Source organism: Agrobacterium tumefaciens (assembly GCA_025559845.1).
In the GTDB taxonomy this organism is placed as follows: Bacteria; Pseudomonadota; Alphaproteobacteria; order Rhizobiales; family Rhizobiaceae; genus Agrobacterium.
Window position 1 is genome coordinate 1,636,369 of the sequence record CP048470.1, and the last position, 21,992, is coordinate 1,658,360.

21 protein-coding genes are annotated in these 21,992 nt (G+C 52.2%); 18 read left to right on the forward strand and 3 right to left on the reverse strand.

What is annotated here, in order from left to right:
• The first annotated feature begins 5 nt into the window (after window positions 1-5).
• From FY156_23945 to FY156_23955, 3 genes are all read left to right on the forward strand, one after another.
• Window positions 6-866 carry an ATP-binding protein gene (locus FY156_23945; GenBank protein UXS04516.1) on the forward strand — a complete coding sequence of 287 codons (861 nt, stop codon included), beginning with the start codon at window positions 6-8 and terminating at the stop codon, window positions 864-866.
• Window positions 867-1,010: 144 nt separating this feature from the next.
• Window positions 1,011-1,388 (forward strand): hypothetical protein, encoded by a 378-nt coding sequence (locus FY156_23950; protein ID UXS04517.1) that lies wholly within the window; start codon window positions 1,011-1,013, stop codon window positions 1,386-1,388.
• Window positions 1,372-1,935, forward strand: coding sequence for a hypothetical protein (locus FY156_23955; GenBank protein UXS04518.1), 564 nt, complete (start codon window positions 1,372-1,374; stop codon window positions 1,933-1,935). The genes FY156_23950 and FY156_23955 overlap by 17 nt, the downstream gene beginning before the upstream one ends.
• Before the next feature lie 84 nt (window positions 1,936-2,019).
• Here the strand turns inward: FY156_23955 and FY156_23960 are convergent, their stop codons facing one another.
• Window positions 2,020-2,481: a hypothetical protein gene (locus FY156_23960; protein ID UXS04519.1), complete on the reverse strand. Its 462-nt coding sequence runs from the start codon at window positions 2,479-2,481 to the stop codon at window positions 2,020-2,022.
• A 7-nt stretch (window positions 2,482-2,488) separates the two neighbouring features.
• On the reverse strand, window positions 2,489-2,752 hold the full coding sequence (locus tag FY156_23965; GenBank protein ID UXS04520.1) for a hypothetical protein: 264 nt from the start codon (window positions 2,750-2,752) through the stop codon (window positions 2,489-2,491).
• 144 nt (window positions 2,753-2,896) lie between these two features.
• Here FY156_23965 and FY156_23970 point away from each other — a divergent pair, with 144 nt between their 5' ends.
• The 15 genes from FY156_23970 (at window position 2,897) to FY156_24040 (ending at window position 19,928) form a co-directional block, all read left to right on the forward strand.
• A complete protein-coding gene (locus tag FY156_23970) occupies window positions 2,897-4,327 on the forward strand; it encodes a hypothetical protein (GenBank protein ID UXS04521.1) in 1,431 nt (476 codons plus the stop codon).
• A gap of 72 nt (window positions 4,328-4,399) precedes the next feature.
• Window positions 4,400-6,697, forward strand: coding sequence for a hypothetical protein (locus FY156_23975; GenBank protein UXS04522.1), 2,298 nt, complete (start codon window positions 4,400-4,402; stop codon window positions 6,695-6,697).
• 12 nt (window positions 6,698-6,709) lie between these two features.
• Window positions 6,710-6,979: a hypothetical protein gene (locus FY156_23980; GenBank protein UXS04523.1), complete on the forward strand. Its 270-nt coding sequence runs from the start codon at window positions 6,710-6,712 to the stop codon at window positions 6,977-6,979.
• A gap of 65 nt (window positions 6,980-7,044) precedes the next feature.
• Complete coding sequence (locus tag FY156_23985; protein UXS04524.1) at window positions 7,045-8,070, forward strand: hypothetical protein; 1,026 nt, start codon at window positions 7,045-7,047, stop codon at window positions 8,068-8,070.
• Between the two features lie 50 nt (window positions 8,071-8,120).
• Complete coding sequence (locus FY156_23990) at window positions 8,121-9,056, forward strand: DUF5309 domain-containing protein (protein ID UXS04525.1); 936 nt, start codon at window positions 8,121-8,123, stop codon at window positions 9,054-9,056.
• 83 nt (window positions 9,057-9,139) lie between these two features.
• Window positions 9,140-9,487: a hypothetical protein gene (locus FY156_23995; GenBank protein UXS04526.1), complete on the forward strand. Its 348-nt coding sequence runs from the start codon at window positions 9,140-9,142 to the stop codon at window positions 9,485-9,487.
• A gap of 2 nt (window positions 9,488-9,489) precedes the next feature.
• Window positions 9,490-10,071 (forward strand): hypothetical protein, encoded by a 582-nt coding sequence (locus FY156_24000; protein UXS04527.1) that lies wholly within the window; start codon window positions 9,490-9,492, stop codon window positions 10,069-10,071.
• Entirely contained in the window at window positions 10,065-11,582 is a 1,518-nt protein-coding gene (locus tag FY156_24005) for a hypothetical protein (protein ID UXS04528.1), read from the forward strand. Before FY156_24000 ends, FY156_24005 begins: the two co-directional genes overlap by 7 nt.
• Window positions 11,582-11,881, forward strand: coding sequence for a hypothetical protein (locus tag FY156_24010; GenBank protein ID UXS04529.1), 300 nt, complete (start codon window positions 11,582-11,584; stop codon window positions 11,879-11,881). The genes FY156_24005 and FY156_24010 overlap by 1 nt, the downstream gene beginning before the upstream one ends.
• On the forward strand, window positions 11,881-12,339 hold the full coding sequence (locus FY156_24015) for a hypothetical protein (protein UXS04530.1): 459 nt from the start codon (window positions 11,881-11,883) through the stop codon (window positions 12,337-12,339). Before FY156_24010 ends, FY156_24015 begins: the two co-directional genes overlap by 1 nt.
• Entirely contained in the window at window positions 12,339-13,880 is a 1,542-nt protein-coding gene (locus FY156_24020) for a tail fiber domain-containing protein (protein ID UXS04531.1), read from the forward strand. Before FY156_24015 ends, FY156_24020 begins: the two co-directional genes overlap by 1 nt.
• Window positions 13,880-15,397 (forward strand): hypothetical protein, encoded by a 1,518-nt coding sequence (locus tag FY156_24025; protein ID UXS04532.1) that lies wholly within the window; start codon window positions 13,880-13,882, stop codon window positions 15,395-15,397. The genes FY156_24020 and FY156_24025 overlap by 1 nt, the downstream gene beginning before the upstream one ends.
• Window positions 15,397-16,254 (forward strand): hypothetical protein, encoded by an 858-nt coding sequence (locus FY156_24030; GenBank protein UXS04533.1) that lies wholly within the window; start codon window positions 15,397-15,399, stop codon window positions 16,252-16,254. Before FY156_24025 ends, FY156_24030 begins: the two co-directional genes overlap by 1 nt.
• Window positions 16,255-16,337: 83 nt before the next feature.
• A complete protein-coding gene (locus tag FY156_24035) occupies window positions 16,338-18,530 on the forward strand; it encodes a hypothetical protein (protein ID UXS04534.1) in 2,193 nt (730 codons plus the stop codon).
• A gap of 612 nt (window positions 18,531-19,142) precedes the next feature.
• Window positions 19,143-19,928 (forward strand): tail fiber protein, encoded by a 786-nt coding sequence (locus tag FY156_24040; GenBank protein ID UXS05227.1) that lies wholly within the window; start codon window positions 19,143-19,145, stop codon window positions 19,926-19,928.
• Window positions 19,929-20,093: 165 nt separating this feature from the next.
• Here the strand turns inward: FY156_24040 and FY156_24045 are convergent, their stop codons facing one another.
• Complete coding sequence (locus FY156_24045) at window positions 20,094-21,881, reverse strand: recombinase family protein (GenBank protein ID UXS04535.1); 1,788 nt, start codon at window positions 21,879-21,881, stop codon at window positions 20,094-20,096.
• Window positions 21,882-21,992 lie beyond the last annotated feature (111 nt).

The following is a 21,992-nucleotide window of genomic DNA, read 5'->3' on the forward strand; positions in this document are numbered from 1 at the left end:
ACGACATGAACACTAGAAAACCCTCTCCACCAAAGGGAATGAAAGATAGTTTTGGAGAGTTCTTCCAAGAACCAAGTCGTGAAAGCCTCAATCGCTATCTGCAAAGCCATGTTGGTGAAGGCCGGGACGTCGACTTTAAGAGAGAGTGGCTACCGAAGCATGAGGTCGCTCGCATGATACTCGGATTTGCGAACACATGCGATGCAACACTGATTTTCGGAGTGTCAGAAAATGACGACGGATCGTTCGAGGCGATCGGCTTAGAAAGCCTAAAAGACAAAGCAGACTTCTCAAAAGAACTGAAAGATCTTCTGCCTACTACGCTTCTGGAGAAGGTAGAATTATGGGACCTTTCTTACAAGAATTCGGGTTTTGAAAAACTCGAAGGGAAACTTTTTCAGGTCGTTAGAATAGAGTACAATCCAGAGCGTATTCCATTTCTACCCAAAAAAGGGACCACTGATCTTAAGCCGACCGCGATATACATACGTCGAGACGGAGAGACTGTTGAAGCGAATCACGACGAGTTAGAGTCTGTTATCAATCGCCGCATCGAAACGAAGAGTTCATCCAGCAAAGAACTCGATCTCAAAAATCATCTTGAGCAACTTAAAGTCCTCTACGGTGAACAGCCTAGGCGCTCGGCTTTGCTTCGAGCCTTAGATTTTTCAAAGATTTTGGGCTTGGAAGACGATGAAGAAGGTGAAACCTACACGGCTTTTGTGAAGCGAATGATCAGGCTGAAGCAGCGAACAATAGTTGGCGAACTCGCTATACCTCGGGAAATAATAGAGTCAGATAATAAGATTCAGCAGGTCCAAAAACAAATCGAGGGAATCGGGAAAGCCCGGGTAGTAAAGTCTTAGAATTCTACAGGTTGCAATCTAAGCATACATTGCGAACCCATAATATTGCTCGCACTGAGCAATCTTCGCTCGCCCTTTGAATCTACTGGAAACAGGAAGAAAGCACAGCAGCAATTGTGCTGCTGGTGCAAAGGTAGATCGAAGATGACGAACGCACTGGAACTTCTCAAGGCAAGCGCAACGACCGGAAACGTTGGTGGACGTAACCCGCTGGATATCATCTACGATAAGATCAAAACGCAGATCGAATACGCTGGTCAGGTGAAGGCAGGCAAAGACATTAGCACGCGCAGTCTGTGGTTCAGAAAAGACGGAGCCGGTTACATCGTGCGTATCGGTCGCAACGCTTTCGAAATCGCTGGCAGCAAACTGTTCCGTGCTGCTGATCTCGATAAGGTCGTTGAAATCCTCAACGCTGCAAAGATGGCAATCGAGCAGGACAAAAAACTGCAAGACACCATCGCATTGCATTCGCTGGAACGCAGCGAACGGCTCAAGAAGGGTCGTGCGAAGAAGAAATAATCAATATTCCGCTTGCGCAATCGGACTTCGCCCGCTGGGAACGGCGGGCTTTTCTGTACTTAAAAGGTTTGACCTGGCAGGTTTACAGCACCAAAATCGCAGTGCCGAATCTGGAGCCTTATTGATGGCGAAACTACCGAGCAATGCTGACATAAAGTTTCTGGTCAACAATGGTTTGCTTTACAAGCCATCAGACTGGTTGCCCTCCATGTATGGCAACCTCTTAAAATCACAAAAACTGATTGGTCCGTGTTCTCTGCGTATTGGCCTGTCAGGTACCGGGCATTCTCCGAATTATCGAATCGAGCCTCTAAGCGAACCACCAGCAGCCACTCAGGATGAGTTCGACAATGCAATGTTCCGTGGCGGTTCTCACCCGAGCGTTGATCATTTGCACGCCCGCACCACCGCATTCAGTGGACGAAGCCACAAGAAGGCTGAAAACCTCCACAGTCTACACAGTGAGAACTGGAGTTCGGCGGTCAGCACCGAAGACGATATAAAGGCGTTAATCAAGCAAGTTCGAACAGCGCCGGTCGCTATGTGAAAGAAGCACAGAGGCTCACACAGCGCGGCCACGCGCTAAAACGCATTGTGCCGCTGCGGAAGGTCATACCTCGCTGTATGAACGTCATTCAAACGCTTTGTCTTCCGGCTTTTTCGGCGTCACGTCGATAAGCGAGGGGTCAGTTTCGAAATCCTCCGTGATGGACATCAAGAACTTGCTGACGCTGCGCGTTGTTACGTTCACGTCAATATCGATCTCTTTCTTACTCGCTGCGGGTGCAACAAACGGCGTGATGAATGCCATGGCCGCTTTAACTCGTGCACCTTCATTTTGACCGTTCAGATAGATGTCGCGCAGGGTTTCAATCGCCTCGTCGTTGTACTGGTACATTTTCATCTTCGTCTCAACGGGATCAGGCGGACGGCCAGCAGCGTTGCCGCTTTCGCCTTCTTTCCATGCATTCTTCTGCATCGCTGCAATCCGAGCATCGCTCATTGGGACGACTTCGCCGTTCTTCAATTTGTAGGTCGGACGGTTTTCTTCGTCTGTGAAAGTCAGGCTGTTTTCGTTTTTCTTCTTCGCCATATCGTCCTCACAGATAGTTCCCGCCAAGGAGTTTTCGGAATTCCTCTGCGTCGTCTTTGTAGGTGAAATCGATATCGAAATAGTCCACGCAGACATTCTCGATCAGATATTCATGCGTTGCATTGTCCATGTTCTCGCTAATCCACGCTCCGTATTTCTCTTCAACGAAGTGCTTGGTTGCATCGAGTTCGTTGTATGAGGGGTTTGCTGCACGGATCGCCGGGATCTCGTATTTGCGGTATCGGCCCGCAATGTAGACACGTAGTTTCATACGTAGTCCTCCATAGTAGAGTTGGTTCTTCTCCTATTTACGGGAAACCCCTGATTTTCAGCGACATTTGGAGGTCTTGGACCTCATATCCAGTCGGTTTGGTGCGATCCAAATAAATATTCGATCCCAATAAAAAGGTATTGAATGGAAGTCGCACTAGAGGATGAGGAAGCCCTCAAAAAACTAATCGTAGCATGGCGTAAAGACCCTGTTCTGTTTGCGAAACAGGTCTTCAAAGCGGAACTCACCCCGAAGCAGATTGAGTTTATCCGGGCGTTTCAAAACAACAAACGCATTACGTTCCGTGGCGGAACCGGCCTCGGCAAAACCTTCTCAATGTCCATCCTTACGTGGTGGTCGCTCGTCACGCACAATCAGGTCCAAGTTACGATTTTCGGCCCAAATGAGGGCAACCTGAAATCGGTGTTCTGGAAGGAAGTGCAGTCCATGTACGGGCGCATGCCCGAGTGGATTCAGAGCGCGTACGATGTCACCGCGTCCGGCTCCTTCCGCAAGGATGCACCCAAAGACTGCTTTGCCGAATACAAACTGGTTTCGAAAGAAAACGTCGAAGGCGCACGCGGTATTCACAAGACCAACAACTTCGTTTTCGTGGACGAAGCCACGGGTGTAGACCGTGAGATTTTCACAGGCGCGCTGTTGAACATCCTCGTGGATCGCAACTCGAAACTGTGTCTGGTATCCAACCCGAACCGCATCAACTCGTTCTTCTACGACACGTTCTACAACAACACGATGAACCAGTGGACCAAAGTTCACGGAACAATGCGTGATGGCAGGGACTTCATTGATGATCCTGCAAAGCACGACGAGCAGGCAATCTCATACGGTGCTGTGACCTCTGCGAACTATCGAGCGATGGTGCTTGGGGAGTTTCCGCTATCGGATGCCGATACGCTCATCCCTCGCGAGTTCATCGACGTTGCTATCGAAAACGCGGATGTTCCGCCGTCCGAAGATATGCCGCGCATCTGGGGGCTTGATCCATCGGGGCAAGGCCGAGATAAATCCGTGCTCTGTATTCGCCACGATACCACCAGCCGTTTCCGATGGTGGGACAAAACCGACACTGTGCAGTTGTTCAATCTCATTATGGACGAATGGAACAAGACGCCAAAAGCACTTCGTCCAGCGAAGATTTGCGTTGACGCGAACGGCATCGGTCACGGCGTTGCATCAATGCTACGTGCAGCGGGTCTGCCAGTTCTAGCGGTCATGCCGCAGGCTCGACCCTCGCGCAAACCGGACCTGTATCTGAACATGCGTGCGATGATGTGGGTCGAACTCCGAGACTGGATTTGCAGCGATGAGTTTCAGGTCAGCATTCCGAATATCAACGAACTTATCGAGGATTTGACGGCTCCCAACTATTGGGAAGTTCCCAAATACAAGATCGAGGGGAAAGCGGAGATCAAGAAGCGCACAGGCCGTTCAACGGACTTCGCAGACGCGCTTGCCCTGACATTCGCACCGTCAAAAATGGCGCTCATGCAGGCTTCCAGCAACGGCGGCAAGATCGAATACGACGCGGGTTTCTACGGCCATTACGAATGAGCCTCCAAAAACGCATTGCCAAATAAATAGTCACAACAGCGGGTTTATCGAATGCCTTATTGAAGGAAATCAATGGACAAGAAGAATAATAAGAACGCCTTCGATAAAATGGGCGCAAAGATTTTCACAGCGAACGAACTGGAAGACGCAAAAGACCTAGCCCACAAAGTTTCCGGCTTGGTCAACAACAGCATCAGTTTTCAAACGTCCACGCTGCTGAACCAGTACGAGAAGAACCTCAAAGGCTATTATCGTCAGCCTCTACCAAACGATGACAAACTCCGGTTCAAGTCCAAGCACGTCACCAGCGATATTCAGGAACGCGTAGACATTGCGCGGGGTAAGATTGTCCGCACGTTCGATAGCCAGAAGGAAGTTGTGTCCTTCGCTCCGCTGACTGCGGACCCCATCAAGAAGGTAATCGCCAAGCAGCAGAACAGCGTCATCAAGCATGTGCTGCGCGAGAAGAACAGTCACGTTGCCATCTTGTCGCCATGGGTGATGAGCGGCTGTCTGTTCGGTCTAGGCGTGCTGCATGTTTCCTTCGATAGCATTCCCGAAGAAGGAAAGTTGCAGGTTCTCAAGGGCGTCAACGACGAGAAACTTGTCGAACTGACAACTCGAAAGAAGAACTGCGAAATCATCATCGAAGCCCATTCCGACGAATACAAAGCCAGTATACCAGATGAAATGCGCGACCAATTGCTAGCCGTTGCGGAGCAGCAGGGTTTCGCCCCGGAGCAGATCGAAGAGCAGATGGCGCTCATGTTGCCCGACGTTCGCGATATCTCCTACCGTGAAATCAAGCGTCGTCCGACATTCTGCTTCAAGTCAGTTGCAGTTGAGGATTTCGTTGTCTCGAAGGAAGCGACCTTCAATCCGCATACCGGCGGTGTCGATGCTCGTTTGCAGGGTCATCGCTCCTACGTCTCCAAAGCCGAGTTGATCGAGCAGGGTTATGACGCGGATATTTTGGATGAGATCGAGATTGCATCGGATCGAGGCGATGGCGTTGCAACAGTGCGCGGCCTCAAGATCAACGACACAACTGCGCTCTCCGATTTTGGCGATGAGATCGAGGTTTTCGAGATCTACACGAAGATCGCCATCGAGGACAAAAAGCGCCGTCACTACCGCATTACGCTAGCCGGCAATATTGCCAGCGCGCCAGTCGTCCTGGCCTATGAGGAAGTCAGTAAATTTTACCCTTACGCGGTCTTCGTCCCGTTCCAGACCGATGGCACGATTTTTGGTCAGGGCTTCGCAGATCGCGTTGCACCGGAACAGGTTCTAAGCACGAAGGTTACACGCGCCTACATCGACAATCTGCATTTCCAGAGCGACCCGATCAAAGCGGTCAATCCCGATGTTACGACGCTCGATGACGCGCTCAATATCTTTCCGGGCAAGAACATTCGCACGTCCGATCCGACAGGCGGCATTTCGTTCATCACGCCACCGTCGAACGGCGCTGTCATTCTCCCGTTCTTGGACATGAACAATAAGCGCATGAACGCTGTTTCGGGCGTCGGCGCTGACATGATCTCAACCGACATCGCAGACAAGCAAGACGTGACCGCGACCGCCGTGTTGGAGCAGAAGCAAGCGCAGGAATTGCTCATCGAGCAAGTCTGCCGTTCGTTCGCTGATACCGGCTATCGCTTCGCTGCCAAGGCCATCATCGATCTGTGCGTGCAGAACCCGGAAATGGCGGCAGAGTACCTTTCTCACCTCCAAGACCCCAACACGCCGCTGACGATCGATAAGTGGGACGCTGATATGGACGTGTCCACGAACATCACGTTTGGCATGATGGATCGAACCTACAAGAACCAAGTCCTCATGCAGTTCCTGCAAATCCAGCAGGGGGCAATGGAGACCGGCGCTGTTAGCCCGCAGAACATCTACAGCACGATTGTCGATATCGCCGAAAACTTCGGCATCATGGACGTGACCGCGAAAGTCACTGACCCATCGACGTTGCCGCCTCCACCTCCACCGGCTGATCCGAATGCGGGCCTCGTCGAAATCGAGAAGGTCAAAGCCGAACTCAAGAACCAGCAGGAAGCGCAGAAGCGTGAGTTCGAGGCATACAGACTGCGCGTTGAAAACGACCTTGAGCGTGATCGCATGATCCAAGACCTGCAAATCAAGATGGCCGAACTGTTCGGCAAATATAAGTCGGAAATCGACGTTGCGGCTCTTGAGGCCGAACAGAACAAGCAGCGCACAGACGTTGATTGGGCCATCGCACAGCAGGAGGCCGATGCGCAGCGCAAGCAGCAGGAAGTGCAGCAACAGCAACTCGCACAGCAGGCAATGCAGCAGATGGCCGCTCAACAGCAGCCGCCAGTGCCACCGCAGATTTAATCAGAGGGAATAATGGAAAATGAAATCAATCAGGCCGTTGTCGATCTCGGCCTAAAGGCAAAGCGTCTCAAAGAAAATCAGGATTTCAGAGACGTGCTAGATCACATGTATGCGGACCTGTTCAAGCAGTTTCGCAAGACCAATCTCAAGAGCGTTGAGGATCGCGAAGACATTCACGGACTGTCTTACGCCGTCGAGTTCCTAGAGCACAAAATCGGCAAGTACATCGAAGCCGGTGAGATCGAAATCAAGACCAAGACAGCCGTTGATGACGAGGACTGAGCGCATATCCGCGTTCATTTCGCAATATTCAAATAAATAAAAACAAAAGTCATAAGGGGAATTACATGGAATCCGAAACCAACAATCCGGGTAATGCTGGAACTGGTTATACAGCCGAAGAGGCAATGACTGCGCTTTCTTCTATTTTTATCGATGACGCATCTGATGATGCGATCACCGAAGACGTAGTGGAAACTGTCGAAAATGACGTTCAGGAAACCGAACAGGTTGATGAATCCGACGATGAACAATCCGAATGGAACTCGGAAGCGGACGACGAAACCGATGGCGATGGCTCTGAAAGTGTCGAACCATCCGAAGATGAAACAGCCGACGTTCCGGCGATTGCAGATGATGTAAATGTCACTCTCGCGAACGGCGAAACGGTCAACTTTAAGGAACTTAAAGACGGCTATCTCCGAATGCAGGATTACACTGTTGGAAAACAGCAGTTGGCTCGTGAGATCGAGGAAACGAAGGTTTCCCGATACGAACTAGGCCAGAGTAATCAAAAACTTGTTCGCGAACTCAAGGAAGTTGCAGCGTATGAGTTTCAGTTGATGAACCCGGCAAAACTCGAAGAACTCCGTCAGAGTGACCCTTACGAGTATGCCGAGCAGATGGACAAACACCAGAAGCGTGAAGAGTTCCTACGTCAGTTTCATGCGTGGGAAAGCAAAAATGCTGAGGAAATGATTGCCCGCGAACAGGAAGTGTTCAAGCAGAACCAACTCAAAGCGCGTGATGAGTTGATCGCAATCTATCCTGAGTTCGGCAAGCAGGAGACTGCAAAGCCGTTGCTCCAAGGCATGACCAATATGATGGTCAACGACTACGGTTTTTCACTCAAGGAACTTGAAGAGGTAGCGCAATCCAATGTGTTGCGATTGATCTACGATGTCTTCAAGGCAAAGCAGGTTCAGGCGGCCACCACGGAAGCCAAGAAGGTACTTGCTGAAACCCCTAAAGTAACCAGTCCAAAAGCGACGAATTCAACTGTCCGCAAATCAAAGGCTCAGCAGGCGCGTGAAGAACTGCGTCGTACTGGATCGGCGGAAGCGGCAAGCAAATTTTTCGAAAGTTATTTCTAACTACTCACTTCACTCAAAGTGAAGCCTAAAACAATAAGGAGAAGCCAAAAATGGCCACACTAAAGACTACAGACGTAAAGCACGTTCGCGAAGACCTCTCTGACGTAATCAGCGATATCTCGCCAGAAGATACCCCATTCCTGTCTATGATCGGCAAGACAACGGCAACTGGTCGTTACCACGAAGGTTTGTCGGACACGCTCGAAGCACCGAATGCAGACAATGCAGCAGCAGAAGGTGCCGACGCAGCCGCAGCCGTACAGAAAGGCCCAGAGCGTTTCGGTAACTACTGCCAGATTTTCACGAAAACAATCGACGTTGCCGGAACGCTTGATGCGTCGAACACAGCCGGTACAAAGTCGGAACTAGGCCGTCAGGCAACTAAGAAGACAAAAGAAATCAAGCGCGACCAAGAGGCTGCTTTCGTTTCCGAGAACGCTTCAGTTGCTACAGGAATTCGTAAACTTGCCGGTGCCTCTAACCTGATCTCCACAAACGCAATGCACGGTGCGGGTGGTTCTACTCCGGGCTTCAATCCAGCATCTTCCGTAACCGGCGCTGTCGTTGCTGGTACTCAGGAAGTGCTGACCGAAGCAGACTTCAAGGAAGCAATCTCAAAAGTTTGGCAGCACAGCGACGGCGCTCTTACAGCGTTCGCAAACGGCTCGCTCAAGCAGAAGATTTCGACATTCTCTGGCAACGCGCAGATGATGCAGGATGCTTCCAAGAACACAGTCGTTTCGAACGTCAAACTCTACGAATCCGACTTCGGTATCGTGAAGGTTCTCACTTCGCGTTACGTGTCTCCAACGACTGTTCTTCTCATCGATCCGACACTTTGGGCAGTGGCTAGTCTGCGCAAGTACGAGAAGAAGGAACTTGCTCGTACAGGCGACGCGACACGCTATCAGTTGCTTACAGAAGTAACTCTGGAGTGCAAGAACGAAGCCGGTAATGGCAAGTTGGCTGATCGCCTCGCTGCTTAATCCAGTGCTGTAAATATGTTGATGGGGCGCAAAGCCCCATCAATCAAAGCCATAAAAAATAATAAGAAAATCAGGCGTGAAGCATGGAAGATAACGACATCGTAATGATGCATTTGGGTGAATTGGTCGAACGCGGAAAAGTCGAATATTGGCCTTCCCCATATCACAAGGTCGTAATGGAGCGGGACGGCGAAAGCGTCCAAATCCACCATGAATTTTTCGATGAACCACTTTTCGAAGAAAACCAGAAACTAAAGAACGACTTCAACAAAACTGGTAGCCACGGTGACTTCGTGCACATGGCAACAATGTCCGAAGGCATGTTCTTCGCGCTGCAAAAGCAGGGCCGAATGGACTACGACGAAGACATTCGAAAAGTCCTCAACGATCCAACCTACGCCGGAATCAAGGTCAATGACTGGAAGGCGTAAACATGGATATCGAAACACGAGATGAACTGATCTCGGCGGTCAAAGATTACTCGCTCCGTAGCGATGCGCCGGTTGACCTTTTCATCAAACTTTTTGAAACAGACCTCAAAACCCTCGTCACTCATTACCTTTCTGAGACTGTCGTTGATCTAACCATTTCGAGCGGCAAGGTCACTCTACCCGCAGACTTTCTTAAAGCCCGCGATGTCAAGGTTGATGGCTGCGCGACCCGACAACTCGGTATTCGTGATACGCTCGTTTACGCTGATGAGGTCGGATATCGACAAGTCGGTAAGCAGTATGTGTTCGTTGGTCGCGCTGATATCAAAAAAGCGCAGATCGTCTACACGGCAAAGGTTCCTGCGCTCACAGAAACCAATCCGACGAACTGGCTTCTCACGAATTTCCCTAATGTCTATCTGCATGGTGTTCTCGCCAAACTGTATCGCTGGGCAAAAGATGATGTAGCCGAAGGACTTGAGAAACAGTCCCTCGGCGAAGCACTGGCAGTAGTTGCAGAGGATGACCGTCAAGGTCGCAATCCAGCAGCACCCAACTCGTTTGGAGGCGGTGCTGCATGGTAATTGATATCCCTCTGACTTCATGGAGACCCGATAATCCCGATCTCAGCAATCCCGGTCTAACGGTTGCTAAGAACGTGCTTCCTAGCCTTGGGGCAGTACAAGGCCAGGTCACGTATCAGCCGATCAATCGCGGTCAGGTATTCGCTAACTCGACAATGGAAAGCCGTCCTCGCGGTGTTGTCATCGGTTCGGATTCGATTGGTGTGAACAAGGTTTTTGCGGGATCAGCAGAAGCGCTCTACCGATTCAGTGAGGGCGAAAACAAGTGGGTTGATGCCACTCGTACATTTGGCGCGTACACGACCACAACGGACGAGCGTTGGAACTTTGTGCGCTTTGGGACTGCGATCATCGGAACCAATTTCAGCGATTATCCGCAGTTCATCAATCTGGATAGCGGCACGCATTTCGACAATCTGACAACGCTAGTTAAGGGCCGTCACATCGCACAGCATCGCGGTTTCGTAATGCTCGGCAATACATGGGACCCGCTTGATGGCTTTGTCCCGAACCGAGTTCGTTGGTCTGCGCTGGAAAATCCCACCGACTGGAATTTCAACCCGAACACAACACAGGCTGACTTTCAGGATGTGCAGGACGTTGGAGCGATCAACGGTATCGTGGTCGATGAGGACGTTTGGCTTCTATGCAAGAAGGCCATCGTACGAATGCACTACGTTGGTACGCCGTGGATCTACGAGTTCACAACGGCCATCAACGGCAAGGGCTGTGCGTTCTCCGAAAGCATCGTTGAAGTTGATGGTGCGTCCTACTTCTTGGATGATGCCGGTTTCTACAAGTTTACTCCGGGTCAGGGTCTTGAGCCAATCGGCGCTGGTAAGGTCGACAAGTTCTTCTACAGCATCTTCAATTCCGACTATGCGGAGCAGATGACGGCGGTTGCCGATCCAAAGAAGACACTCATCTATTGGACCTTCGCATCGAACGCCGCTTCGAATGGCCGTCCCGACACGCAGTTGATCTACAATTACGTTTCAGGGGATTGGTCTATTGCAGTGGCGACGGTCCCTTACCTGTATTCGGCTGCAACGCTGGCGTGGACGATTGATCGTCTCACTATCGTCTACGGCACAATCAGCAACATGCCTGCTCCTTTTGACTCCCCGCTGTGGGCTGGTGGTAACGCCATCCTTTGGGGCTTGGACGCGAATGGCACTGTCTACACGCTGACTGGTGAACCGCTCACTGCGACACTTGAAACAGCCGAACTCCAATTGGCTAAAACACAGAACGCCCGACAGGACAAAGCAACAGTCGTTGCAACACGCCCGATCTTTGAAAGTTACGGAAACGCCAGCATGTACGTGGGCTTCCGCAACCTCTCAAATAGCCCAGTGCAGTGGACGTCTCCGGTTCCCGTCAGCGGCGAAACTGGCTTTGCCTACCATCGCAATCAGGCCCGCTATCACCGCTTCCGAATTGAACTGTCTGGTCAGTGGGACAAGGTGTCGATGTTGCAGGTCGATTTCGTACCCGCAGGAGGTCGATGATGCGTATCAACTCGATCAGTAACATCGATGACAAATCGAACCTGCGCACAACGCTCAACCTCGTCATCCGCCAGGTCTCCGACACGACCGGCGAAGTCACGCTTGGAACCGGCACAACAACGGTCGTGACCAATCCGAAGGTGAGTTCTCAGAGTTTCGTACTCGTGCAGGGCAAGAATGCATCCGGCAACAACGCGGGTGCATACGTGAGTTCGACCGGGACCGGCACTTTCACAATTGCCCACACTGCCGGTGCTGCCGGTCGTGTTGTCGGCTTCGTAATCATGGGGGCCGTCTGATGATTAGCGTCTTTGATGATTTCGATGAGTGCTTGAAGGAATATGAACGCGTCCGTCCGTGGGTGTTGAACACTCTCTGGTACGAGAACAGCGGAATGACTGAACGCGAGGTTATGGCGGCAATCGGCTCTCGCAAGTTGATCCTCATCAGCAGCACCAATGCTTATGCGCTGGTCTCATTTTGTCACTCGGAGCAACACGCGGGGTTTGCCAGCATTTTCGACCTCGAAGACGACGGCAAGTTTGCACTCATGCATATGGTCGGCGGTCGAATGAATGGCTCACTCGAAGAGATCATCGATCTTATCCCAGAGGTGGAAAACTACGTTCGCACCCACGGTTACAGCAGGCTTGTTGCCATCGGTCGCAAGGGCTGGAAGCGTGTTCTGGAAGCGAACGGTTTTAAAACGGAACCCCACAATGAATTAGAAAATACCTATACCAAAGAGGTGCTTTGATGGCTTCAAGTCCAAAAACAACAACAACAGAAGCGAAGCCTTGGGCCGGTGCTGATCCATATCTCAGAGACGTTTATGCTCAATATAATGCGGCGTTGAAGGCAGGTCAGCCGCAAGCATATCAGGGCGACACAGTTGCAGGTCTGTCGCAGAACACATTGACGGCTCAGCAGATGGCTCTGCAGGCCGCGCAGACAGGGCAGGGTGCTCTCAACAACGCGCAGGCCGTGAACAACAACATTGCGACGACTGGTGGCGTTAACACTCAGGCGATGAACACGCTCGGCCAGTTGCAGGGCGGTGTGAACTTGGGCACCAACCCATCTACACAGGGCTTGCAGAACCTAATCGGCAACGTCGCATCTGGCAATGCTCCCGGTACAAGCACCTATAATAGTTTGATGTCGACAACTAGCCCCGGCGTCGGTGCTGCATCGAGCGTCTACAATACGGCTGCGAATTCCAGCAATCCGACAACTGCCAACCTCAATGCGATGGCTTCCGGGCAGATGATCGGAAACAACCCGTATTTGCAGCAGAATATTGCAAATGCGCAGGGCAACATTGCTGACCAGTTGAAACAGAATACAGCGGCCCTCAACAGCGGTGCTGCTGCTTTCGGTCGATCCGGTTCCGGTGCACAGGCTGTGCAGCAGAATAACTTGGACAGCACAGCGGCCACGGCAATGTCGAAGGTCGCGACCGACATGTATGCGAACCAGTACAACACTGACACGCAGAACATGCTTGCCGCGAACAACCAAGTTTCGAACAACTACAACAGCGACTTCAACAACCTGCTCAGTGGTGCGCAGCAGTTGGGTAATTCCTATGCGCAAAACGCAAACACACAGATGAGTGCAGCGGGTGCGGCAGATGGCAATTACCAGAACAACATTAGCAACCTATCTAGTCTGCTCGGCCAGTTAAACTCCAACTACAACAGCGGTGTTCAGAACCAGTTGGCGAATGCAGGTCTACAGCAGTCGGCAGCACAGGCCGCTAACTCTGCAAGCAACGCAAGCGCGAACACATCGTTGGCTGCTGCTGGTCAGGCCGGTAACGTCTACCAGAACACAGTTGCCCCGGCTGAAACCGTGGGTGCTGTTGGTGCTGCACAGGACACTCGTGCACAGCAGGAATTGGACGCGAAAATCCAGCAGTGGGATTATAACCAGCAGATGCCGTTGCAGCAGTTGGCTAACTTCGCGAACATTCTCAATGGCGGCAACTACCAGTCAACGACCTCGACAACGAGCGGCAATAGCGCCTTCACCAATATTCTTGGTGGCCTAACAGGTGCGCTTGGTCTGGGAACCAAACTGTTTGCCCTTTCTGACGCTCGTTTCAAAGAAAACGTTAAATACCTGTACACGCGAGAAGATGGCGTTGAGTGGTACTCCTACAACTACATTGGTGAGAACGACAATCACCAAGGCCCATTGGCGCAGCAGTTGCAGGAAGTGCACCCGGAACTTGTCACTCAGTACAATGACAAACTGTTCATCTCGACCAGCGTATTTGAACAGGAGGCAGCGTAATGGCTTTGACACCGGAAGAAATCAAACGTTTGAGAGAAATCGAAGAGCAGCGACGCAACCGCGTCGTTGCACTGCTTGGCGATACCGGAGAGGTGAAAGTCGATCCGAGTTCGCCGTTTAGTTCGGTGCTGTTGGGTTCGCCTGAGCCGGCTCCGGTTCCGACACCTCATCCAGAACCAGTTGCCCCACAACTCGATCCCGTCACGACGAGTTCAGTCAGTGCTCCGGCCCCTACACCAGAAGAAGCCAAGCGCGGCGGTATAGGCGGCTGGTGGGATGGACTTGGCCAGGACGGTCAAGGTCGTCTTGGTTCGGCCCTTATGGCAATGAGCGGCGGCATCTTGGGATCGAACAACGGTCAGGATGTTTGGTCAGCACTCGGCGGCGGTATGACCGCTGCTGCAAATTCGCTTGATGGCTCCGAAAAGGACGCAACGCAGATCGAACTCAACAAGCAGCATCTTCGCGCTAATCAGATGTCGTTCGATGCTTCCGCTAAGAAAGATCGCGTTCAGGCTGAGATTGCGAAGATCATCAATGAGGCCGGTCCAAACTGGATGGCAGATGCTTCCGTGAAAAACCGAGTTGCTGCTCTCTACAATGAGATCGGTGAATACGACGCCGCAACCAAGTTGGTAGGCGGGCAGGGCAATCTAGCCGACACAGCCGACATGAAGGAATATCGCTTCTACGTCGAACAGGAAAACGCAGGCGGTCGCACGCCTATGTCGTTCGGTGATTGGCAGGTCAAGAAGGCCGATGGATCAACTCGCACCACAGATGTCCAAGTCAATCTGGATCGCATCAATCGCGAACGTGAGGGCAAAGGTCTTCCGGTGTTGTCGATGGAAGATTACCAGAAGCAGCAGAACCAAGCCGCGAGCGACACCAAGTTTGCTGAAAAGGCCGGTGAGAAAACCGCCGACATGTTCAAGTCTCTTTCCGAAGACGGCTTCAATGCTCGTGGCGATATCGACAACATTGAAACGCTGGCTGGCGCTCTTGAACAAACGCCGGGTGGCTTCTCTAACCTCGTGATCGGCGCTGCTAATCAGTGGGGTATTGGCGATATGGTCAGCAACAACGCAAGCAGCGTTCAGTTGGCAGCAGCCATGATCAACAAACTGGTTCCGCAACAGCGTCCAGCCGGTTCCGGTGCTATGTCGGATGCTGACCTTGAACTGTTCAAGCAGTCGCTCCCGCAGTTGCAGGGTACGCCTGAAGGTAACGCGATGATTATCGACGCGATGCGCGGACTTGCCGGTTACAAGCGTGACATGGGTACGATTGCGCAACGCGCTATGGCCGGTGAAATCACTCAGTCCGAAGCAATGGAGCAGATGCGCAATCTGCCTGATCCGCTTGCAAGTTTCAAAGCCAAGCAGAAAGATCTAGTACAGCGCGACAACAATGCAAACACTTCACTCAAAGTGAAGGAAACCCCGGCAGCAGTGCCGCAGGGGGCTATTAGACTTCCAGATGGCCGTGTAGTGCGTCCGCGTCAGGGAGGTCGCTAATGTCCGGTCCTGCACTGAACAATAACGCTTGGTACGCATACAACTACTACCGCAAGAAGCACGGTTTCTCGGATGAGCAATCCGCTGGCATCGTCGGTAACTTGATGGCCGAATCCTCGTTCAACACAAACGCTCGTAACAAGGGCGATGGTCGCGACGGCTCGGATAGCATCGGTATCGGCCAGTGGAATGGTGATCGTGCGAAGGGTCTACACTCGTTCGCATCGCGTCGTGGAACCGATGTCAGCGACCTCGATACGCAACTTGACTACTACGTGCACGAGTTGAACGGACCAGAACAACGCGCCGGAAGCATGATCCGCAATGCGAAGGACGTGAACGCGGCAACGACAGGAGCGATTGCCTACGAGCGTCCAGCGGGCTTCTCATGGGACAATCCTACGAACGGTCATAACTACGCGTTGCGTCTTTCCTACGCGAACCAGTTGCTCGGTAATCCCGAAGCCGCCGCCGCAACAGCACCCACTCAGGTTGCAGCCGCGAACACCGAAGAGGTCAAATATCCGGGTTTGAAGAAGGCCGGGGAGCAGATCGGTGAGGCGATGGGCGGTCTTGGTTTTAGCGGGACCGGAAAAGAAGGCGACCCCCGCAAACTCTGGGGTATGGAACTTGATGGCGATGATGGTCTGCTTGCCGATATAGGCGGCTTCTCCAAAGCGTTCGCCCGAGCAGATCAAGCCCCACAAGTTGTTGCTGCACCTCGCGGCAACAGCAATCCGATTGAGGTCAGATTCGATGTCGCATCGAGCGCGAAGCCTACGACAATTGAAGAAGAGGAAATGAAAAAGCGCCGTGGCGGCCTTGCTGGCTTCGGTGGATTTACAAGGCGAGCATAATGGGTCCGAGTGCAAAAAATAAGAAAAACAAGAAGCCCGAAGAACTAGAAAACAAGGTTGAGCCGTCTAATCCCGAGTCGGGATTGTCAGAGGCAGATCGTCAATATCTCCGCGATCAGGGGCTAAACCCGGATGATTACGAGATTGCACCTGTTGAGGTTGGTCTTAGCGAGGCAGATCGACAGTATTTGATCGAGCAGGGTTTGAATCCCGACGATTACGAGATTGCTGGACCGGAAGCGCCATTCACCCGTCAGGAAGGCAATACGGTTTTCTACGACGACGAAACCCCCATCAACATTGAGAAGATCGAGCAGGAAGCACCCGCATCGCTCCGCGCTCGTGTTGCTGGTCTGCCTTCGCCCGAAGATCGTTTGCGTGCCATTCGGTCATTTGCTCCCGACGCGCAACCGTTGGAAAACGGCAATTACATCATGACCGACCCGGAAACAGGCAAGCCCATGCTGTTCAATCGTGAGGGCTGGTTGCCTTCATGGGGCGATGTTGCCGAGTTCATTCCAGAAGCAGTTGGCGGCGTTTCAGGTGCGCTGACTGGTGCAGCCGGTGGCGCTGTTGGTACTGCTGCTGGCCCTGTCGGAACGGGTGCCGGTGCGATTGCTGGCGGTGCTACCGGATATGCGGCGGGTAAACGCGCAACGCAGAAGGGACTTAACTGGTGGTTCGGTGACGAGGACACACGCGATCTAGGTGATCGTCTGTCCAGCGGTGCGACCGATCTGCTTGTCGGCGCAACTGGTGAAGTTGCAGGCCCACTCGCAACAAAGGCTGTCGGCAGTGCCGTTCGCGGCGTTGGTTCGCTTGCTGGCCGCGCTGTGCCGAATGTTACAGAAGGCAGGGCCGCTCGTGAACTCGGTGGCCTTGTCGATGATACCGCAGGTGCTGCGCAACGCTTGAAGACATTCAGCGATGCTGACATCAAGCCTACTCCTGGCATGATCGGTGGTGCGCGTGTTGCGCAGGCAGAAGCACAGGCCGCTCGAAATCTACCGGACGTGCGCGAAGGTCTTGATGCCGTCAACGATCAGTTCGCTAACCGCTGGGGTAAAATCCGCAATGACATGACCGGCGGCTCCGACCTGTCAGCAGCAGAGGCCGGTGCGGTCATTCGCGATAGCGTTGGCGATCTTAGCCAGAACGTCAAAACGAAGACCTCTCGCATGTTTGATGAAGTCGGTGAATTGACCGGCGATCTTCCGGCTGTTGGTAAATCGACAGGCGAATTCGTTGAAAGCGTCACTGCTGAATTCAACAAGGCCGGAGAGTCCGCGAAACTCAATTTGGGCAGCACCTACAAGGGTGTGCTTGAACAGGCCGATGCTTTGCGTGCGGATATCCGAAAGGGGACAGGCTTTGACGCACTGAAAGAAGCCCGCACCCGTATTGGTGAGATCGCGTTTGATCGCAATGCGCCTGCTGCAACTCGCAACATGTATGGTCGCCTCTATGGTGCGATCACAAAGGACATGGAAGCGACAGCAGCACAGGGCGGTGATGAAGCACTAGCAGCGTGGAAGCGTGCGACGAACTTCTCCAAGCGCACAAAACAAGACACAGGCGTTGTGTCCACACCAGCGATGCAGAAATTGCTCAAGAAGGACACCCCAGAAAGCCTCTATCGTCTGATTTCGTCCGGTGTGAAAAACAACGGCACGAAGGTCAACGACATCATGAAACAGGTCCGCTTGGGTGGTGGACAGGAAGCCGTGCAGGACGTGTTCTCAACGACCGTCAACAAACTCGGTGTCAACAGACAGGGTGAGTTTTCACCGACGCGTTGGCTCACTGACTACGATGCATGGGCTGACGAGGCCAAAGATGCGTTCTTCCGACACGTCAAAAACGGTTCTACGCTTCGCAAGGAAGCCGACAATTTCCGTGCCGCTGTGAAGGAACTCGCTGAGTATCAGAACAGCATTAAAGCCGGAAACAAGGATCGCACGCTGGCGAAAGCCGGGATGGAGTGGGCCAACAATATGCTTGGTGACAAGCAGGTTGGCGCGCTTGCTGGTGTTGCATCTGGTGGTTCGACACTGCCGGTGACTGCTGCTGTGATGGGCAAAAACTTCTTAGTGTCTCGTGCTTCGAACAAGATGTTCACGAACCCCGAAACACTCAAGTTCCTGACACGCTCAGTCAAAGGCGAACCCGATAAGCAGGTTGTCGGAGCGATGAAGAAGTTCATTCGAACTGCTCGTGACGAAGCGACTAAGGCAATCCTGAGACAGTATTTGCAGAGCATTGGCGAGGCCGATTGAGCCTCAAAAAGTGCTGCCTCAGATAAATATTCAAAGCCTCGATAACAAAAATAATAAGCAGGTGAACAGTTTATGTCCGATATTATGAATAGCATGTGGGAGCCGTTGGATGACGCAAACGTTCATCCATCTCCTGATGGCGTAGCGAAAGAAGACGCCCCGAACACCGTTCCAGAAGTCATCCGTGCAATCAAGGGTGGGGTGAAGCGTGACGTATTGCTTCGCAACCCCACGTATACAAGTTCGGGAGGCGGTAATGCCTACGTACTGACTTACCCGAAGGCACCCGAAACCTACTATCCGGGCCAGTATTGGTTCGTCGCGGACAAAACAAATACCGGCCCTGTAACCATCAACATCAACGGGCTTGGAAACCGAGATATTCTAAGTGCAGGTGGCGCTCCACTCGAAGCGGGTCAGATTGTTGCAGGACAGGCAGTGTGTCTCGCTTACTTGGGAACGGCATTCCGTATGCAGTTCGCACATTCGAACCCGACATTCACAGGCAATCTCACTGCGGCTACGTTCACAGGCAATGGCGCAGCACTTACAGCGTTGAACGCAACAGCACTGGCAACCGGCACAGTCAACAATGCGCGTCTGCCAGCGACGATGACCGGCAAGACATTCTCATCCACGGTGACAATTAGCGCGGGTGGCATCGATGTTACCGGTGACACTGCCATTGCTGGAACAACAGCAATCACAGGCAATGCCACTGTAAGCGGATCGCTCACACAGGGCGGCAATCGTGTTCTCACTGTTGCAGATGTCGGTGCAGGGAAATCGCTTGATGCCGACCTGTTAGACGGTCAGCACGGCACATATTACCTAGCGCGTGCCAACGGAACTGGAACACAGGCCATTTCCACTGTATCGGGTTTGCAGGCCGCAATCGATGCTATCCACAACGCCCTTGCGATCAACACGCCTGCCGGCTCTATAACCATTTGGGCGACGGAAACCGCACCTGCTGGATGGCTAATCTGCAATGGTGCTGCTGTTTCTCGTACAACGTATGCAGGGTTATTTGCGGTGTTGGGAGGATATTACGGGACTGGCGATGGAAGCACCACTTTCAACATTCCAGACCTTCGAGGCTTGTTTGTACGCGGTAAGGACAATGGACGCGGCCTTGATCCAAATCGTACTCTCGGCTCCTATCAGGACTCAGACAACAAGTGGCACGGTCACGGGGTTAACGATCCCGGCCATAGCCACGGCGGGGTACAGAACGGACAAGCCAGCACCGGACGTTCTACCGCCATCGACCAGCCACCAGCCGTTTACTCTTTCGGCTCTACGTGGGGCGCAACGACTGGTATTTCGATTCAAGGATCAGGCGGCAATGAATCTAGACCAAGAAACATCGCAATGAACTACATCATCAAAACGTAATCCACATCGTCTCGAATTGGTGTTTTAGGTGTTGATCGAAAACCACATCTCGTCGTGGGGGGCACGTCAAATTGAGAAGGGGGCTGGCCTTCGATCAACGACACTTTCTATCACTTGATTTATGTCAATTCGCTGTCGATTGCGACGCAATTGTCCCCTTTTTATTCATTTTGGCTGAGACATGGAGCGGATGATCTTCAAACGATCTTCTCTTAAATCGAAATCATTGGCTGAAATGTCAGTCGTGAAATGTTCAGGTTTCAAGGCCCCACCCGTTATCAGTCTGGTCGATCCATCCCCATCGTTATACATGACTGGCGTTATTGGCCTATTCAGCAATGGCGCGATGTCGTATCGATCAACAATTTCACCATCGTAGTTGAACTTGTAGGCGCGAAGTCCACCAGCGAGCGCGACCATCAAAATTTTATCATCGAAATTGATCGTCATCGTCGTCAGAAAGCGTTTGATCATCTTCGCCACTCTAGCGCGACTATCGAAGACTTCTTCGGCTGATCCAGTTGACCATCCCAACCGTTCTAGGTTCATACGCTCGGCAATCGACGCGATTTCTTTCCGCTTTGTATCGATGTTGGCGAGTTCTTCCTTTTGCTCCGACACCAACGCCTTGGTCTGTTCAATTTTCGTGCGCGCAACCTTCATTTCCGCCGTGATTTCTCGGCGCATCGCATCATCATCATCCACGAGCGCAAGAGAAGCCATGTAGTTTTTATATGCGCGTTCGTGCTTCAGTATCTCATCTTCGTTGGATTTGATGTTTTGCAGGAGCAGTTCGCGAGTTTGAGCGTCGGCTTTGCCACCGGCCTCTTGATCCGGGTCTAATTCGGAAATTTTTCTGAAAACAATATCTTCAAGCCGATCATAGCGATACAGGCCACCACCGCTCGCGCAATTCCCCGCCCGGTAGAGGTTATCGCAATACAGATACTTGTGAGGCGTTCCGGTTCGTAGCCGAAGTATGCTTCCGCAATGAGCGCACGTAATAAGGCCAGAGAACAGATTGGCGATGCGGTTGCCTTTATGCCGGCCCTTGGCAAATCCTACCTTTATGCCGCGTTGAACTCTCCAAAACAGTTCTTCGCTTACGACTGCTGGATAGTAGTCTTTTATGGGCTGGCCGAACGGCTGTCTCACCTCTTCGACAACATGCGTGGGCTGATAAGTCCCAACTACGGTTTCGTCCCGCATAATTCGTCCAACGTTCGCCGGAAACCAAAGGCCCTTTCCTCGAAAGGTAGGCACTCCCTCGTCGTTGAGCCGTTTGGTGATCGTAACTTGGCCTAATCCGCTATCCGCAAGAGCAAAAATTCGGCGAACGGCGTTTGCATGGTCGTTCAGTTTAAAAGTCCACCGGTCGTTTCCGACCCGCTCACTGTCTACCCAACCAACATGCATAGGGCTGAAACGGCCCACACCTTTAGCGGCATTTTCTAGGCGGTTCTTCGCTACAGCCCGCAAGCGTTTACTCTTCGTCTCGCTTTCCTCATGGGCGCGGGCCATGATCGTCAGAGAGATGATCAATTGCGTAAAGTTCGCGTCTACGGTCGCCTTCGAGTACACCTGATTGTCGGCAAGCGTGACGATAGTGATATCCGCGTTTATAAGTTCCATAAACGGGAGCAGGGCTGTTCGAACCTGTTGGCGGCTAAGTCGGTCGAGGCTTTCAACGAGCAGGTAACTTCCCGGCTTGATATGCCCTGCCTTTGCTGCCGCCAGAAATTGCCCAAACGCGCCTTCGGTGAGGTTCGCACCTGTCCATGCGCTCACGCCTTTGTCAGCGACCATTGAACTTTCATCGAGGTGAAGGTTATGGTCCTCTGCGTACTTTTTTGATAATTCAAGTTGGCGTCTAAGGCTGTCGCCCTTGATCTGGCGTTTCGAACTCATACGGATGTATGAATAGGCCATCGGGCGTTGGTCGAAATCGTGCATTCAATCACCTTAACACTTGCAGTTTTTGCTGCGCTGGGCCTTATGTTCCCAAAGGGATTGAGTGACGATTAAAGCCTAAGCGTTTAGGAATTGTGCAAAATAAGTAATGCG